Source organism: Marinobacter sp. SBS5 (genome assembly GCF_048285575.1).
Classification (GTDB): domain Bacteria; phylum Pseudomonadota; class Gammaproteobacteria; order Pseudomonadales; family Oleiphilaceae; genus Marinobacter.
On the sequence record NZ_JBLWAZ010000003.1, the window covers coordinates 57,806 to 72,615 of the forward strand.

Genomic DNA, 14,810 nt, shown 5'->3' on the forward strand with positions numbered 1-14,810 from the left:
GCCTCACCTGCTATTGAATCTTCTGATTCCTGAAAGCACTCAATACTTTCCACACGGAACGCTCCAGCGCCGTGCTGGTCGCAATTCCGATCTTCTCAGCCAGTGTCCGCTTTTGCTGGAACGATACTGAAACCACTTCAGCACGATCACAGGCTTCGATGAGGTATTCATCGGAGGTTTTGATTTCGTCGATGAGTTTTACGTCCAGGGCACGCTTACCAAACCAGATGTCACCATTAGCAACAGCTTGGATATCAAGATTCGGCCTACGCTCGCTTACGTATTCTTTAAACAGGCCGTGGGTGTCTTCCAAGTCTTCCAGAAACTTCTGCCGGCCTTTTTCGGTGTTTTCACCAAACATGGTGAGCGTGCGTTTGTGTTCACCCGCGGTCAGCACTTCAAAATCGACGTTATTTTTCTCAAGCAAACGATGGAAGTTCGGTAGTTGAGCAACTACGCCGATGGAACCGATGACGGCAAACGGAGACGCAATGATTTTATCGGCCACGCAAGCCATCATGTAGCCGCCACTGGCTGCGACTTTATCAACGCAGGCTGTCAATGACAGTCCTTTGCTCCGAATGCGGTCTAATTGAGCTGATGCCAAGCCGTAGGCATGAACCAGGCCGCCACCGCTCTCAAGGCGGACAACTACTTCGTCCTTTTCGGGGTCTGCAACGCTCAGGACAGCGGTTACGGAACGGCGAAGCGTGTCGGTATCACTGGCCTTGATGTCACCGTCGAAGTCGATCACATAGATACGCGATTTCGCTTCGCTTTCATCATCCGCTTTGTTTTTGGCAGCTTTTTTCTTTGCTTTATCTTCTTTCTTCTTTTGTTTGTTCCAAGCCTTGTATTCGTCATCCGACATCAACTTGGCCTGAATCGACTCTTTCAGGTTTCGGTATTTGTCGTTAAGTTTTCGTACCTTCAGTTCGCCTTCGTCATCGTCCGAATCACTATGCTTGCTTGCGGACATAATAACCGCGGCCAAAATAATCGCCGCCACAACGAAGGTTGCAACCTTTGCAAGAAACAATCCGTAATCACTAATGAATTCCAAAATTCAGTCTCCAGTGCGCTTTATGCAAACCCCAGAGTGTACTCTGTCGCACCTTAACTGATAAGCCCGAATCAAATTAAAACAAGCGTTCGATCAAGCTTGACATGCTCCTGCCGTAACCATAAAGTCGAATACTGAGGTCGGCGATACCCAGCTACTACAGAGTCAGTTGCGCTCGGGTTGTTGATCCGCCACTGTAAGATAAGACAATCACCAAAAAGGGTATAACTAATGTCTGTAGAACAGATTTTTGAGAAGCTGGAAAAGAACTTCAACGCAGACGCAGCACAGGGCTTGGACCTGGTGTTCCAGTTTGATATCGAAGACGACAAGACTTACAACCTGGAAATCAACGACGGCTCTTGCAAGTTGAACGAAGGCGCTCACGAAGATCCTTCTGTTACCCTGATCATGAACTCCGAAACTCTGGAAGGCATCGTTTCTGGCGAAACTGACGGCATGCAAGCATTCATGGCTGGTCAGCTGCGCGCCGAAGGCGACATGATGCTGGCTACCAAGCTGGGTGAACTGTTCGACATGGGCTAAGCCCTTATCGAAAGTTCCATAAAAAAACCTGCGTAGATCGCAGGTTTTTTTATGTCTGTTGTTTGGCTTAACAGCCTTATAAACCGACGTCTGCCAATGAAGACTCCGCCAAGTTGAGCAGCCCGACATTACTCTCTTCCCGCCGCCCAACGCTCTCGATGTAATATTCCAGCGACGTAAGCGCATCTGCCAGCGCTTCCAAGACAGAGCTCGATGGCGCTTCTTTCGCGTCCAGAAGCTCGCCCTGAATGGAATCTGCAACTCTTGCAATGACACTGGCCGCTGCAGGATCACTCACCATGATGAGCCCACCCCATATACTGCGCAGCGTACCGGGCAGGTTGGCAAGGTGTAACTTGTCGTAATCGGATTCAATGAATGCGGTAATCGCACGCTTCGCCAATGTTAAAGCGCCCCGCGCCTCTTCGGTAACCACCCAGATAGCTTCTTGGAGGTACACCGATTCTTCGGTTCGGCTATTCGCGCCCGCCAGCGCGTCGGTCTCAGACGTAATGCCACGGGTTACAATTTGCATAACCGCATCTTCTACGCCCAGAACTGAATCCGCCAGCTGATAAAGCTCGTCTTCAGCGGGCAAACGATTCTCCGTCTCCCACTGACGAAGCTTGCAAGCTTCGCCGCGGGAAATGCTTGCCAAGCGATTGAGGTCGAGCATAACTAAAGTATTGGCAAGCCGCTCCAGGGCATCCGCAATGGAGGATAACTCAGCCAAGTCTGGCTCGATGCCCCGCTCAATGATGTCGAGCTTGTCTTTGAGCTGATTCAACTCTTCCAGCAATGCATCAGACAAGGACTTCAAGACATCGCTTCCCGGGCCGTAGAGCCTACGAGAATGCGCTTCCATCATGGAGTCGGGAAAATCTGAAGGAAGCAGCTTGTAGCTTTGCAGCACCTTGACAATTTCCGGATTCGAAGACCCGCTTCGATAGAGCAAGTACAGCAGATCTTTTACAATCGAATCTGGCGCATCTTTTGCGGTTGCAACTTTGCCCACATACACGATTTCACGGGTGTAACGCTCCAAACGCATCAACAAGCGCTTACGAGCTTTACTGAATCCCATCGCCCGATCAAGCATGGCATCCGCTGCAATAGCAAGAAGGCACCACATCTGCCCCATTGGCGCGCCTTGGCAAAGTCGAGCGAAACCACGAGCCGCGCGAGCAATCAGCTTTTTACTGACATCTTCGTTCTGCTCTCGGAGTATGCTCAACAAAGCGACCTGAAACGTTAGGCGCATACGCCGCGCCAACACTTCGTATTCGGTATCATCTTCTACGCTGGGGCGGAGCGCCACATCGCAGCAAAAATCGGGGCGTTGACGCACATCCACGTCAAAAAAGCACGATTCGGGGTACGGTTTTTCCTTCCGGGCTTCGCGCAAGTCGTTAATAACGGGGAGCAATAATTCCGGGTGGTCAATGCGTTGCTGATGGTAGTACTCGACATAGCGACGCAAGGTAAATAGAGCGCTGTTCAGGGTCGTCAGCAAGATGTTTTTGTCGTCGTTGGCACCCACAGGGACATCGTTCGCCAGGCCCACTGCTTCCTGACAAATTAACGTTCCACCACGAAGTTCAACCAGCAGAAAAATACCGCGAAGCTGGTTCAGATAGTCGACACAGTTCTGCAGGTCTTCCCCACTTTCCCGATTTTCCTGAAAGCGTTCAAGGCTCGATTCCGCTTGTTTGATGGTCTGCTCAATTTCACCTTTAACCAGATCAAACGACTGCGATTTCGTCGCAAGAGACGATTGGACCATAAACGCTTCCTGTTACGTTGCGGAGACGACCGCTTCCTGTGCATGAACAATATCAATTCGCGAAAAACCCGGGAACTTATCATTACTTATAACATAAAATTCAAGTAGCTCAAGAAATCTGAAATGTAACAATTAGTACAGTTAGATGCAGATCTCACTCTGAGGCTTCAAGTTTGCTCCAGACCGTCTGCCCCGCCTTCTTTTCGATCCTGTCCATCATTTCATTGTGTGCGTTGATTTCGTCGTTAGTGGCTTCAATAACGGGCAAGCGAGCTCGTGTAGATGAAAGTCTCCGCACGCCTATTGCCCCCCCCTCTTCACCGGAGCCTGCGTCCAAAGAAAGCGCAGTTTGACCACCCGTCATCAACAGGTAGACGTCAGCCAGGATCTCGGCATCCAATAACGCGCCGTGAAGCTCTCGATTCGAGTTATCTACCCCGTAGCGTTTACAAAGCGCATCCAGATTGTTCTTTTGCCCGGGGTGTTTCTTTCGCGCAATGGCCAAGGTATCAACAATGCCGCAATGATCAGCGGTTTTTCGTACCGGCTTAACACGAGCGAACTCGGCATCCATGAAGCCAACGTCAAACGCCGCGTTATGAATAACCAACTCGGCACCTTCAATAAACGCAAAGAATTCGTCCGCGATTTCTGCAAATTTCGGCTTGTCCTGCAAAAATTCGTTGGTGATGCCGTGAACGGTAATGGCTTCGGCCTCAACTTCCCGCTCCGGATTGATGTATACGTGGTAGTTGCGCCCCGTCAGCTTACGCTCAATAACTTCAACACAACCGATCTCGATAATCCGGTGCCCGGCGTTGGGATCAATGCCCGTGGTTTCTGTATCCAGTACAATCTGTCTCATGCATTACCTTCCGGAGAACATCGTTTCGTGCTTCTATTTCTTTAGCAACTCATCACTGTTTCGACACCCAAGTTGGCAAGTTCATCCGCCAACTCGTTCCCGGGGTCGCCCGCGTGGCCCTTAACCCAATGCCAGTTCACGTTATGACGTGCGGATTCCACGTCCAGCTCCTTCCACAAATCTGAATTCTTAACCGGCTTTTTAGCTGAGGTTTTCCAGCCGTTGCGCTTCCACCCAGTCATCCACTCAGTGATCCCTTTGCGGACGTACTGGGAGTCTGTGTACAGTTCGACATCGCAGGCGCGATTCAAAGCTTTAAGGCCCTGAATGGCGGCCATCAGCTCCATGCGGTTATTGGTTGTTTCGCGCTCACCGCCGTGCATTTTTTTCTCGGATCCGCCATAACGCAAAACCACCCCCCAACCACCCGGGCCTGGATTACCTTTGCACGCACCATCGGTGTACATCACTACTTTGCCTACCATTAGAACTCCGGTGAATGATTACTGGTATCGAGTTTTCCGGGCACTCTGTTCACACAATCCCTCGACGCGCCTACCGCACCGGGGAGCGTAATGACTTTACTCTTTCGCCAATTTACGCGCCGCTGAATGGGCGCCGGCACCCGTTTGCGCGCAAGGATACAGTAATAGGCACCAACGGGAATAATGTTGGCTTTGCCGGAAGGCATTCGAGTGGCTACAGAACTGCTGCGTTTCTGAATCGGGAGCTGGCTGAAATACGTGGCAGAGGATTCAACGGTAAAGCCAAGCAACCGGAGCCAGTCTTCCATTCGTGACCGCATCAAAAATCGACCACCCCAAGGCCCCTGATGTTGCCGGGAGATCAACTTGCGGGCTCCCCATAGGCCCAAGGGATTAAAGCCGACCAAGGCCATCACGCCCTCCCCACGCAACACTCTTGCAGCCTCTCTAAGCACTTGGTGAGGATCTTTGGAGAAGTCGGCAGCATGATGAAGAATGGCTAAATCGACAGACTCGGCAGGGAACGGCAACTCATCCGAATCGCAAACCGCCACGCCGTCGGGCATATTCGGGCTCCAGCTTGGCGTCGTAATAATACGCTGCACAAAATCCGTGCCGCTGGCCAACGGCAACCTGTGACTCAAGCCAATCTGTAACTGTCGCGCGCCAGTGAGGCTGCTTAATTCTCTATCAAGCACACACCGCTGACTGGCTAACAAAGCACGCCCGAGCGGGCTCTGAAACCAGACTTCAAAGCTTTCATGTCGTACTGCGAAATCAACCGGCCTAGAGTCTTTCACCGTTCATCCCTCTAATCCTGCGGCCCTGACATCGGATACCTTGGGATAGGCGCGCTGTTGCTTTATCATAACAGTCACATCCATCAAGCACATGTGGTCATGATGTTTAGTATTTACCCTATTCCGGCGTTTTCAGACAACTACATCTGGTGCCTTGCAGATACAGAGGCAGGTAAAGCTCTTGTGGTAGACCCGGGGCAGGCTCAACCGGTCACGGATTACCTGGAACAGGCCGGCCTGACACTCGACACCATTTTGGTGACCCATCATCACCCGGACCACACCGGCGGGATTGCCAAGCTAATCGAAGGCGACCCGACCGTCAGAATCGTCGGCCCTGAAGGATCACCCTTCACTAATGTGACAGAAACGGTGTGCCATGGCGATAACATCGAATGGCAAACGATAAGTTTTCACATTCTGGCGACCCCGGGCCACACGCTGGATCACATCGTTTATTTTACTGAGACTGAGGTTAATGGCGCGCCAGTATTGTTCTGTGGTGACACCCTGTTCATTGGCGGATGTGGACGGTTGTTCGAGGGCACCCCGGCACAAATGCACGGGTCGTTGAACTCTTTGCGTGCCTTACCGGATAGCACGGCAATCTACTGCGCCCACGAATACACACTTGCCAACCTTCGCTTTGCCCGCCATTGGCTGCCAGAAGATGCAGGATTGATCCAATTCGAGCAGAAATGCTTCGAACTGCGCCAAGCGGGAAAACCGACCGTGCCTTCTAGCCTTAAAAACGAGAAAGCGTTAAATCTGTTCCTGCGCTGGGATGATCCAGCGGTTGTCCGAGCTGCTGAAGCCTATGGCGCTGAAAAAGGCTTACCGGTAACAAAACCGGCCGAGGTATTTGCGGCCATCCGGCATGGAAAGGATCACTTCTGACCTGAAACGGCTATGAGGCGGGGTAACAAGACCTCTCAAAGCCGTAACATCATGCGTCTTGACCGCCTCAAAACCCGTCCCATAGAATCTTGCACGAACTTTGTTTGTAACATCGCATTTTTATTTACGCCGGGGGCTTGTCACTCATACCCGGCGCAACCTCCCGGAACCCTATTTATGCCGGTTAATCGCCTTTCGTTGGTTTTGCTCACGACATCCTTAACAGCAGGGTGCAGCAGCAACCCCTTATTCGACAGTTGGCACAATAGCCCGCTTGAATCCGAACGTGTTGTCGTTGCTCAAGGCGACGACGAATTGATCGCTGCTATCGATTCCGACCAAGATATCGCCACAAATGCTCCGTTAGACGACGCCATATCTTCGCAATTGAAAGCTAAAGCCAAAGAAGCCCGCAAGAAGCTGGACGAGCCTAAATCTTCCAGTTCTGACGAACTTGATGAGAATGATATGTGGAGCCGCATGCGTGCAGGCTTTGCAATGGATCACTCGATCGACAATCCCCGGATGCAAGCGCAGCTCGACTGGTATGCCCGCAACCCACGCTATATTCAACGTGTGACCGAAAGGGGCGCTCGATACCTGCACCACATCCTGAGTGAAGCCGAAGCTCGCGGCTTGCCGACAGAACTTGCCCTGCTACCAGTGGTAGAAAGCGCGTTTGACCCTTTCGCGTACTCCCATGGGCGCGCGGCAGGGCTTTGGCAGTTTATACCTTCTACTGGTAAATACTTCGGCCTGACACAAAGCTGGTGGCATGATGATCGACGGGATTTACTGACTTCTACCGATGCGGCGCTGACCTACCTGGATCGACTGGCCAACCGTTTCGACGGTGACTTCACGCTGGCACTGGCTGCCTATAACTCCGGTGGCGGCACAGTTTCAAGTGCGATGCGCCGAAACCGCAAGGCCGGCAAACCCACGGACTATTGGTCTCTGCGTTTGCCAAAAGAAACCCGGCATTACGTACCCAAGTTGCTGGCACTGGCAAAGATCATCGACAATCCGGATGCCTACGGCATTGTCTTACCGGAATTGAAGAACGAACCCTATTTCGAAGTGGTTGAGACGGGTTCACAACTGGATCTCGCGCAAGCAGCCAAGCTTGCAGGCGTCGACATCGATGAAATTTACCTGCTGAACCCTTCATACAACCGGTGGGCGACCAACCCCGATGGTCCACACCGACTCTTGGTGCCCACTCAAAACGCTGAAACATTCCGTACTGCGTTGGCGAAATTCCCCGCTGAACAACGGGTTTCTTGGGAGAACTATAAAGTATCCAAAGGCGATAACCTCGGAAGCATCGCTCGTCGGTTCTCCACCACCACGTCCGTTATACGCCAGGTGAACAAACTGAATGGCGATATGATTCGTATCGGTCAGCAACTGCTAATCCCCTCTTCTACCAAGGGCTCTGAAGCCTATGCTTTGAGTCAGTCACAGCGGGTCGAGCGCAAGCAGGAGCGGAAACGTTCAGGCAATAAAGTGCGCTATACGGTTCGCAGGGGCGATACATTCTGGGACATTGCCCGGGAACACCGGGTGAGTGTACGAGAGGTTGCCGCATGGAATGGCATGGCGCCGGGGGACCCACTCCATCCCGGCCGGGAACTGGTGATCTGGAGTAAGGTCAAGCAGCCAAAGACCGTCGCAAGTAACGCCAGAAGCAAAGCCATGGTCCGCAAAGTTGGGTATCGAGTGCGTAAAGGCGATTCTTTGTCTACGATCGCCTCCCGATTCTCCGTGAATGTGCGAGATATCGCATCATGGAACGATCTTAATACCAACCGTTATCTGCAACCTGGCCAAAGTCTGGTACTCTACGTTGACATAAGAAACAGCCCATAACGTGCGAGAACTATGACAAAAATACGTAAAGCACCGAGTCTGACAGGACTGGTTACGTCGCTGGCCTTAGTGGTCACTTCTTTTGTTTCATACGCAGACAGTCAAGCCCCGGAAACGCCCGCCCCCGTGCACGGAATTGCCATGCACGGGGCGGTGAAATACTCCCCAGATTTCAGTCATTTTGATTATATAAACACAGAAGCCCCAAAAGGCGGCCACCTGAAACTGAGCGTCGTCGCAAACGGTTTCGACAGTTTTAACCCATTTGTTGTCAGAGGCGTTGCCGCAGCCGGTATCAGCACCTACGTTTACGACACGCTGATGGAGTCATCCGATGATGAGCCCTTTTCCGCTTACGGGCTGATCGCAGAAAGCCTCGAAGTACCCGAGGACAGAAGCTACGTCATCTTCAATTTGCGGGAAGAAGCCCGCTTTCAGGACGGCGAGCCCATCACCGCCGACGATGTGGCTTTTTCGTTCCGCATCCTGACCACTGAAGGCCATCCCTTCTACCGTAATTACTACTCCGATATACAAAACGTCTCAGTAGAAAATGATCACCGCGTTCGTTTTGATTTTGGAGATACTGAAAACCGCGAGTTGCCGCTAATTATCGGACAAATGCCTATTCTTCCGGCGCACTATTGGCAAGATCGTGAATTCGAGGGTAACGGCCTGAACGTTCCCGTAGGCAGTGGCCCTTATCGCATTGCATCGTTCGATGCCGGTCGTGCCCTGACTTTTGAGCGCGTGCCCGATTACTGGGCAGCCGATCTTCCGGTTCGCAAGGGCCGGTTTAACTTCAACAAAATTACCTACGAATACTACAGCGACGATACGGTCGCACTGGAATCCTTCAAAGCGGGTAACTTTGACTTCCGCCAGGAAACGTCCGCAAAGAATTGGGCCACTGCCTATAGCGGCACGCCCTTCGAGAACGGCTCCATTGCCAAGGCCGCCATCGAGCATCACCGTCCTACCGGCATGCAGGGATTCGTGTTCAACACCCGCAAAGCCGTCTTTAAAAATCCCAAAGTTCGGGAAGCCTTGGCGTACGGGTTTGATTTCGAATGGGCAAACCGAAACCTATTCTTTGGCCAGTACAGCCGCACAGACAGTTACTTCGATAATAGTGAGCTTGCCTCAAGCGGCCTCCCAACCGGACGCACTCTGGAGATTCTTGAGCCTTTCCGTGATCAGCTGAGCCCGGACGTGTTCAACAAAGTGTACACACCACCCGACACCGGAAAATCCAGGACCGTTCGTGACAACCTTAAACAAGCCCTTAAGCTGCTGACTGAAGCCGGCTACAGCATCCGTAACGGAAAGATGGTGAACAACGAAACCGGTAAGCCCCTGGCCTTTGAAATCCTGCTGGCACAGAAAAGCTTTGAGCGCGTGGTCCTGCCGTTTACGCAAAACCTGAAGAAACTGGGCATCGATGTCACTGTGCGTCTTGTGGATACCAGTCAGTATATCCGCCGTGTACGCAGCTTCGATTTCGACATGATCACCCAAGTGCTGCCCCAGTCAGACTCGCCGGGCAACGAACAGAGGGACTACTGGCACTCAACGAATGTTGATGTCGAGGGCTCCCGCAATACCATTGGCGTGAACGACCCCGTCGTTGATCAGTTAGTGGACATGGTGATTCAAGCGCCGGACCGCGATGAATTGGTGCATCGAGTCCGCGCCCTCGACCATGTGTTGCTGCATGGCCATTACGTGATACCTCACTGGCACCTGAGTAAAGACAGAGTGGCCTACTGGAACCATCTTGAACGGCCCGACGTTACCCCTAAAAGCGGTATCGATCTTAACAACTGGTGGGTGGCCCGCTGAGCGGCCCATTCCGAACCAAGCCGTCATGAAAGGATTCCTTCCCTAGATGGGTACATACATACTTCGTCGATTGGCGCTCATTATTCCGACGCTGGTCGGAATAATGCTACTCAATTTCATTATTGTGCAGGCAGCTCCCGGCGGCCCCATTGAGCAGCTCATTGCCGAAATGGAAGGCCTCGGCGGTAATGCGCTGGCCAGAGCGGGTGGCGGCGATATGGGCGGAGAAGTTTCCGCTGCCTCGGGAGAAAGCCGAGGGGCGCGGGGGCTGCCTCCGGAACTCCTCGCAGAGATGGAAACCCGGTACGGATTCGACAAACCCGCACACGAGCGTTTTCTGGGAATGCTGAAGGATTACGCCACCTTTGACTTCGGCGACTCCTTCTTTCGGGACCGCTCAGTGGTGGAGCTCGTCATCGATAAGATGCCTGTGTCGATTTCCCTCGGTCTCTGGTCAACACTGGTTATCTACCTGATATCCATTCCTCTAGGTATTCGAAAAGCCGTCACCGATGGCTCCCGCTTCGATGTCTGGAGCAGTTCGGCCATCGTAGTGGGCTACGCCATACCTGGGTTCCTGTTTGCCATTCTGTTAATTGTCCTGTTTGCTGGCGGCAGCTACTTTGATTGGTTTCCGTTGAGAGGCCTCACCTCACCCGACTTTGACACCATGACCTGGTACCAAAAAATAGCTGACTACTTCTGGCACTTGGCCCTGCCCGTCACCGCAAACGTCATCGGCGGTTTTGCCACCCTCACCTTACTGACCAAAAACTCTTTTCTCGATGAGATAGGCAAGCAATACGTGGTGACTGCCCGAGCGAAAGGTCTGGATGAAAAACAAGTGCTTTACGGCCACGTATTCCGTAACGCCATGTTAATCGTCATCGCCAGCTTACCCGGCGTACTGGTGTCTCTGTTTTTTACCGGTTCGTTGCTGATCGAGGTAATCTTCTCGCTCGATGGTCTGGGTTTGCTCGGCTTTGAAGCCGCACTGAACCGTGATTACCCAGTTATCTTCGGAACGCTTTATATCTTTACCCTCATGGGGCTTCTGCTAAAACTGATCAGCGACATAACCTATGTTCTGGTTGATCCGCGCATCGACTTTGAAAGCCGGGAGGGCGCGTAATCGTGATTAAGCTCTCGCCCATTCAGCGGCGCCGGGTACGTAACTTTCGCAATAACCGCCGCGGATTTTGGTCCCTTTGGCTGTTTTTGCTGATATTCGGCATCAGTCTCGGTGCAGAATTGATCGCCAACGACAAGCCGTTGTTCGTGTCTTACAACGGCGATTGGTATTTCCCGGTCGCCCAGACCATCCCAGAGGAAACCTTCGGTGGCTTCCTTCCGACCGAGACGGATTACCGGGACAGTTTTATAGCAGACGAGATCAATGCCAACGGCTGGATGATATGGCCTCCGATCCCGTTTAGTTACAACACGATCAACTTCAATCTGGACGTGCCCTCACCCGCACCACCGAGCTCCGTCAACTGGCTTGGCACAGACGATCAGGGGCGCGATGTAGCCGCCAGAGTGATTTACGGTTTCAGGATTTCAGTGGTATTTGGTCTGACACTGACACTGGTCAGCTGCCTCATCGGCGTGGCTGTGGGTGCCATTCAGGGCTATTACGGCGGCAAGATAGACCTTCTCGGGCAGCGGTTTCTGGAAATCTGGTCAGGGTTACCCATGCTCTACTTACTGATCATTCTGTCGGCCATTGTTCAACCCAACTTCTGGTGGCTTCTAGGCATTATGTTGCTGTTCAGCTGGATGGGGCTCGTAGATGTCGTTCGAGCTGAATTCCTCAGAGCCCGCAATTTTGAGTACGTACGCGCGGCGCGAGCTTTGGGCTTGGAGAACCGGCATATCATGTTCCGCCATGTGTTACCGAACGCCATGGTCGCCACCCTGACCTTTCTACCCTTTATTCTAGCGGGCGCCATTACCAGTCTGACCTCGCTTGATTTTCTTGGCTTTGGCTTGCCCTCGGGCTCTCCCTCACTGGGCGAGCTGATTGCTCAGGGTAAAGCCAATCTACATGCTCCGTGGCTGGGCATTTCAGCCTTTGTTTCCTTGTCACTCATGCTGACTCTGCTGGTCTTTACCGGAGAAGCTGTGCGTGATGCATTTGACCCGAGAAAGAATTGATATGAGCGCCCTGTTAACCATCTCGGACCTATCCATTCAGTTCGATAACGGTCCTCTCGCCGTTCAGAACCTTTCTCTGTCGATAAACTCGGGCGAGACACTGGCTGTGGTGGGTGAAAGCGGGTCCGGAAAATCGGTCTCTGCTCTTTCGGTACTTCGGCTGCTGGACGAGCGGCACGTCAGTTATCCGTCCGGAAAAATCCTGTTTGAAGGCACGAACGTTCTCAAGGCTTCCGAAAAGGCCATGAAGAAGATCCGGGGCCGGAAAATCAGTATGATTTTCCAAGAACCGATGACCTCGCTCAATCCACTTCACACCGTTGAGAAGCAAATTTCAGAAACCTTACAAGTCCATCTGGGCATGCGCGGACCGCAAGCCCGTGCACGTTGTATCGAACTTCTTGAGCTGGTCGGCATTCCAAACCCCGAGCGACGTCTTGCGAGTTACCCTCACCAGCTTTCCGGCGGACAAAAACAGCGGGTGATGATTGCCATGGCTCTGGCTAACGAACCTGAGCTGCTGATCGCCGACGAGCCGACCACCGCACTGGATGTGACGGTACAGAAACAGGTTCTGGAACTTCTGAAATCACTTCAGCAAAAGCTTGGTATGGCGATGCTGCTGATTACTCATGATCTGAGCCTTGTCAGGCGATATGCCGACCGGGTACTGGTCATGGAGAAAGGTATCAAGGTTGAAGAAGCCGAGACTGATCGATTGTTCACCGCGCCTGAGCATCCGTATACACGTACATTAATTGATGCAGAGCCTCCGCAACAGCCCGTGGCCCCGCGGGTCGAAGCTAAGGCTTTACTGGACGTTGCGGGACTGAACGTATCATTCACCCTTAAGAAAAACCTGCTGGGTAAAGTCACCAAGAGCTTTCACGCGGTGAAAGATGTCAGCCTCGACCTAGGGCGCGGTGAGACCTTGGGCATCGTAGGTGAAAGCGGTAGCGGCAAAACCACCATCGGCCATGCGCTGCTCAAACTGACCGGCAGCACCGGCTCCATTCGACTCGACGGCACCGATTTATCGCCCCTGTCTCAGAAACAGTTCCGGCCTTGGCGACGCCGCATTCAGATTGTATTCCAAGACCCGTTTGGCAGTTTGAGCCCTCGCATGTCAGTGGCTGAAATCATCAAAGAAGGGCTTCAGATTCACGACCAATCCAATGCCGAACAACACGATGCCAAGGTTATTCAGGCGCTGAAGGATGTCGGGCTCGACCCCGAAGCGCGGCATCGCTACCCCCACGAATTTTCCGGTGGCCAGCGCCAGCGCATTGCTATCGCTCGTGCGCTCGTTTTGCAGCCCGACGTGATCATTTTGGACGAGCCCACATCAGCGCTCGACCGGACGGTTCAGAAGCAAGTAATTGAGTTGCTGCAAGAACTTCAGGCGCAGTATGGGCTAAGCTATATTTTTATAAGCCATGACCTGAATGTCGTCCGTGCGCTCAGCCACAAGCTGCTCGTGCTACAACAAGGCGAGATTGTTGAATATGGGGTCGCGGAAGCTATCTTCCGAGCTCCCCAAGAAAACTATACGAAGGAGCTGCTTAACGCAGCGTTTTTCTACAGTACTACGACCAATTGACATTAGCCCCTTTGACTCGGGTCAGGGATAATGCGCCAAAATCAAGGAACATAGGGAGTCGATACCCATGGGTATTCTCAGTGGTAAGAAAGCACTGATTGTTGGTGTTGCCAGTAAACATTCCATCGCTTATGGCATCGCCGAAGCCTTTGCTCGTGAAGGCGCCGAACTGGCCTTTACGTACCAGAATGAAAAACTTCAGTCCCGCGTGGAAAAGTTTGCCGAGCAGTGGGGAAGCAACATCACCATCCCCTGCGACGTCGCGAGTGATGAAGAGATCGAACATGTTTTCACCGAGCTTGGCAAGCACTGGGACAACATCGACATCATTATTCACGCCGTTGGCTTCGCGCCTGGCCACGAGCTGGATGGTAATTACGTTGATGTGACCACTCGTGACGGTTTCCGCATCGCCCACGACATCAGCTCTTACAGCTTTGTCGCCTTGGCGAAAGGCGCCCGTAAAATGATGCACGAAGGCAGCAGTCTTCTGACCCTGAGCTATCTGGGCGCTGAAAAGGTTCTGCAGAACTACAACGTCATGGGCCTCGCCAAGGCCTCTCTGGAGGCGAATGTTCGCTATATGGCGGCGAGCCTGGGCAAGGAAGGCATTCGTGTGAACGGTATCTCTGCTGGGCCTATCAAGACTCTGGCGGCCTCGGGCATCAAGAGCTTCCGCCGCATGCTGGCAGAGAATGCCAAGCGCGCACCTCTGCGCCGCAATGTGACGACTGAAGAAGTGGGCAACGCCGCCGCGTTCATGTGCTCAAACCTGGCATCCGGTATCACAGGTGAGATTCTCTACGTTGACGGTGGTTTCAATATCACCGGTATGGGCGAACTGGAAGACTAAAGTCTTTCCGCCCAAGCAAACAAAAAAGCCGGCGTCATGCCGGCTTT

The 14,810-nt window shown here is 52.7% G+C and carries 13 protein-coding genes; 8 read left to right on the plus strand and 5 right to left on the minus strand.

The genetic code is table 11. The features are described from left to right. Window positions 1-10: 10 nt before the first annotated feature. A complete protein-coding gene (gene sohB / locus ACNQ6O_RS07395; protein ID WP_418052603.1) occupies window positions 11-1,063 on the minus strand; it encodes a protease SohB in 1,053 nt (350 codons plus the stop codon). Window positions 1,064-1,294: 231 nt separating this feature from the next. Here sohB and ACNQ6O_RS07400 point away from each other — a divergent pair, with 231 nt between their 5' ends. Beyond that, on the plus strand, window positions 1,295-1,609 hold the full coding sequence (locus ACNQ6O_RS07400; RefSeq protein ID WP_418052604.1) for an SCP2 sterol-binding domain-containing protein: 315 nt from the start codon (window positions 1,295-1,297) through the stop codon (window positions 1,607-1,609). A 76-nt stretch (window positions 1,610-1,685) separates the two neighbouring features. On the opposite strand, the gene ACNQ6O_RS07405 is transcribed toward ACNQ6O_RS07400, so the two are convergent. From ACNQ6O_RS07405 to ACNQ6O_RS07420, 4 genes are all read right to left on the minus strand, one after another. Further along, window positions 1,686-3,392: a chemotaxis protein gene (locus ACNQ6O_RS07405; RefSeq protein WP_418052605.1), complete on the minus strand. Its 1,707-nt coding sequence runs from the start codon at window positions 3,390-3,392 to the stop codon at window positions 1,686-1,688. A 154-nt stretch (window positions 3,393-3,546) separates the two neighbouring features. Beyond that, the gene (dnaQ, locus tag ACNQ6O_RS07410) at window positions 3,547-4,257 is read right to left on the minus strand and encodes a DNA polymerase III subunit epsilon (protein ID WP_418052606.1); all 711 of its coding nucleotides are present in this window, start codon (window positions 4,255-4,257) and stop codon (window positions 3,547-3,549) included. Window positions 4,258-4,298: 41 nt separating this feature from the next. Next, window positions 4,299-4,742: a ribonuclease HI gene (rnhA, locus tag ACNQ6O_RS07415; protein WP_418052607.1), complete on the minus strand. Its 444-nt coding sequence runs from the start codon at window positions 4,740-4,742 to the stop codon at window positions 4,299-4,301. Then, a complete protein-coding gene (locus tag ACNQ6O_RS07420) occupies window positions 4,742-5,542 on the minus strand; it encodes a class I SAM-dependent methyltransferase (protein WP_418052608.1) in 801 nt (266 codons plus the stop codon). The genes rnhA and ACNQ6O_RS07420 overlap by 1 nt, the downstream gene beginning before the upstream one ends. Window positions 5,543-5,644: 102 nt before the next feature. On the opposite strand from ACNQ6O_RS07420, the gene gloB reads away from it, so the two are divergent. The 7 genes from gloB (at window position 5,645) to ACNQ6O_RS07455 (ending at window position 14,763) form a co-directional block, all read left to right on the plus strand. Next, window positions 5,645-6,439, plus strand: a complete 795-nt coding sequence (gene gloB / locus ACNQ6O_RS07425) for a hydroxyacylglutathione hydrolase (protein WP_418053357.1) — start codon at window positions 5,645-5,647, stop codon at window positions 6,437-6,439. A 177-nt stretch (window positions 6,440-6,616) separates the two neighbouring features. Further along, window positions 6,617-8,311, plus strand: coding sequence for a LysM peptidoglycan-binding domain-containing protein (locus ACNQ6O_RS07430; protein ID WP_418052609.1), 1,695 nt, complete (start codon window positions 6,617-6,619; stop codon window positions 8,309-8,311). A 12-nt stretch (window positions 8,312-8,323) separates the two neighbouring features. Further along, the gene (locus ACNQ6O_RS07435) at window positions 8,324-10,153 is read left to right on the plus strand and encodes an extracellular solute-binding protein (protein ID WP_418052610.1); all 1,830 of its coding nucleotides are present in this window, start codon (window positions 8,324-8,326) and stop codon (window positions 10,151-10,153) included. Between the two features lie 46 nt (window positions 10,154-10,199). Continuing rightward, the gene (locus ACNQ6O_RS07440; protein ID WP_418052611.1) at window positions 10,200-11,285 is read left to right on the plus strand and encodes a microcin C ABC transporter permease YejB; all 1,086 of its coding nucleotides are present in this window, start codon (window positions 10,200-10,202) and stop codon (window positions 11,283-11,285) included. Window positions 11,286-11,290: 5 nt separating this feature from the next. Further along, window positions 11,291-12,310, plus strand: coding sequence for an ABC transporter permease (locus ACNQ6O_RS07445; protein ID WP_418053358.1), 1,020 nt, complete (start codon window positions 11,291-11,293; stop codon window positions 12,308-12,310). Between the two features lies 1 nt (window position 12,311). Next, the gene (locus tag ACNQ6O_RS07450) at window positions 12,312-13,910 is read left to right on the plus strand and encodes an ABC transporter ATP-binding protein (protein ID WP_418052612.1); all 1,599 of its coding nucleotides are present in this window, start codon (window positions 12,312-12,314) and stop codon (window positions 13,908-13,910) included. Between the two features lie 67 nt (window positions 13,911-13,977). After that, window positions 13,978-14,763 carry an enoyl-ACP reductase FabI gene (locus ACNQ6O_RS07455; RefSeq protein WP_418052613.1) on the plus strand — a complete coding sequence of 262 codons (786 nt, stop codon included), beginning with the start codon at window positions 13,978-13,980 and terminating at the stop codon, window positions 14,761-14,763. Window positions 14,764-14,810 lie beyond the last annotated feature (47 nt).

Coding starts and splice junctions, on each gene's coding strand:
- ACNQ6O_RS07400 (WP_418052604.1), top strand. CDS start 1,295: ATGTCTGTAGAACAGATTTTTGAGAAGCTGGAAAAGAACTTCAACGCA.
- ACNQ6O_RS07405 (WP_418052605.1), bottom strand. CDS start 3,392: ATGGTCCAATCGTCTCTTGCGACGAAATCGCAGTCGTTTGATCTGGTT.
- dnaQ (WP_418052606.1), bottom strand. CDS start 4,257: ATGAGACAGATTGTACTGGATACAGAAACCACGGGCATTGATCCCAAC.
- rnhA (WP_418052607.1), bottom strand. CDS start 4,742: ATGGTAGGCAAAGTAGTGATGTACACCGATGGTGCGTGCAAAGGTAAT.
- gloB (WP_418053357.1), top strand. CDS start 5,645: ATGTTTAGTATTTACCCTATTCCGGCGTTTTCAGACAACTACATCTGG.
- ACNQ6O_RS07430 (WP_418052609.1), top strand. CDS start 6,617: ATGCCGGTTAATCGCCTTTCGTTGGTTTTGCTCACGACATCCTTAACA.
- ACNQ6O_RS07435 (WP_418052610.1), top strand. CDS start 8,324: ATGACAAAAATACGTAAAGCACCGAGTCTGACAGGACTGGTTACGTCG.
- ACNQ6O_RS07440 (WP_418052611.1), top strand. CDS start 10,200: ATGGGTACATACATACTTCGTCGATTGGCGCTCATTATTCCGACGCTG.
- ACNQ6O_RS07450 (WP_418052612.1), top strand. CDS start 12,312: ATGAGCGCCCTGTTAACCATCTCGGACCTATCCATTCAGTTCGATAAC.
- ACNQ6O_RS07455 (WP_418052613.1), top strand. CDS start 13,978: ATGGGTATTCTCAGTGGTAAGAAAGCACTGATTGTTGGTGTTGCCAGT.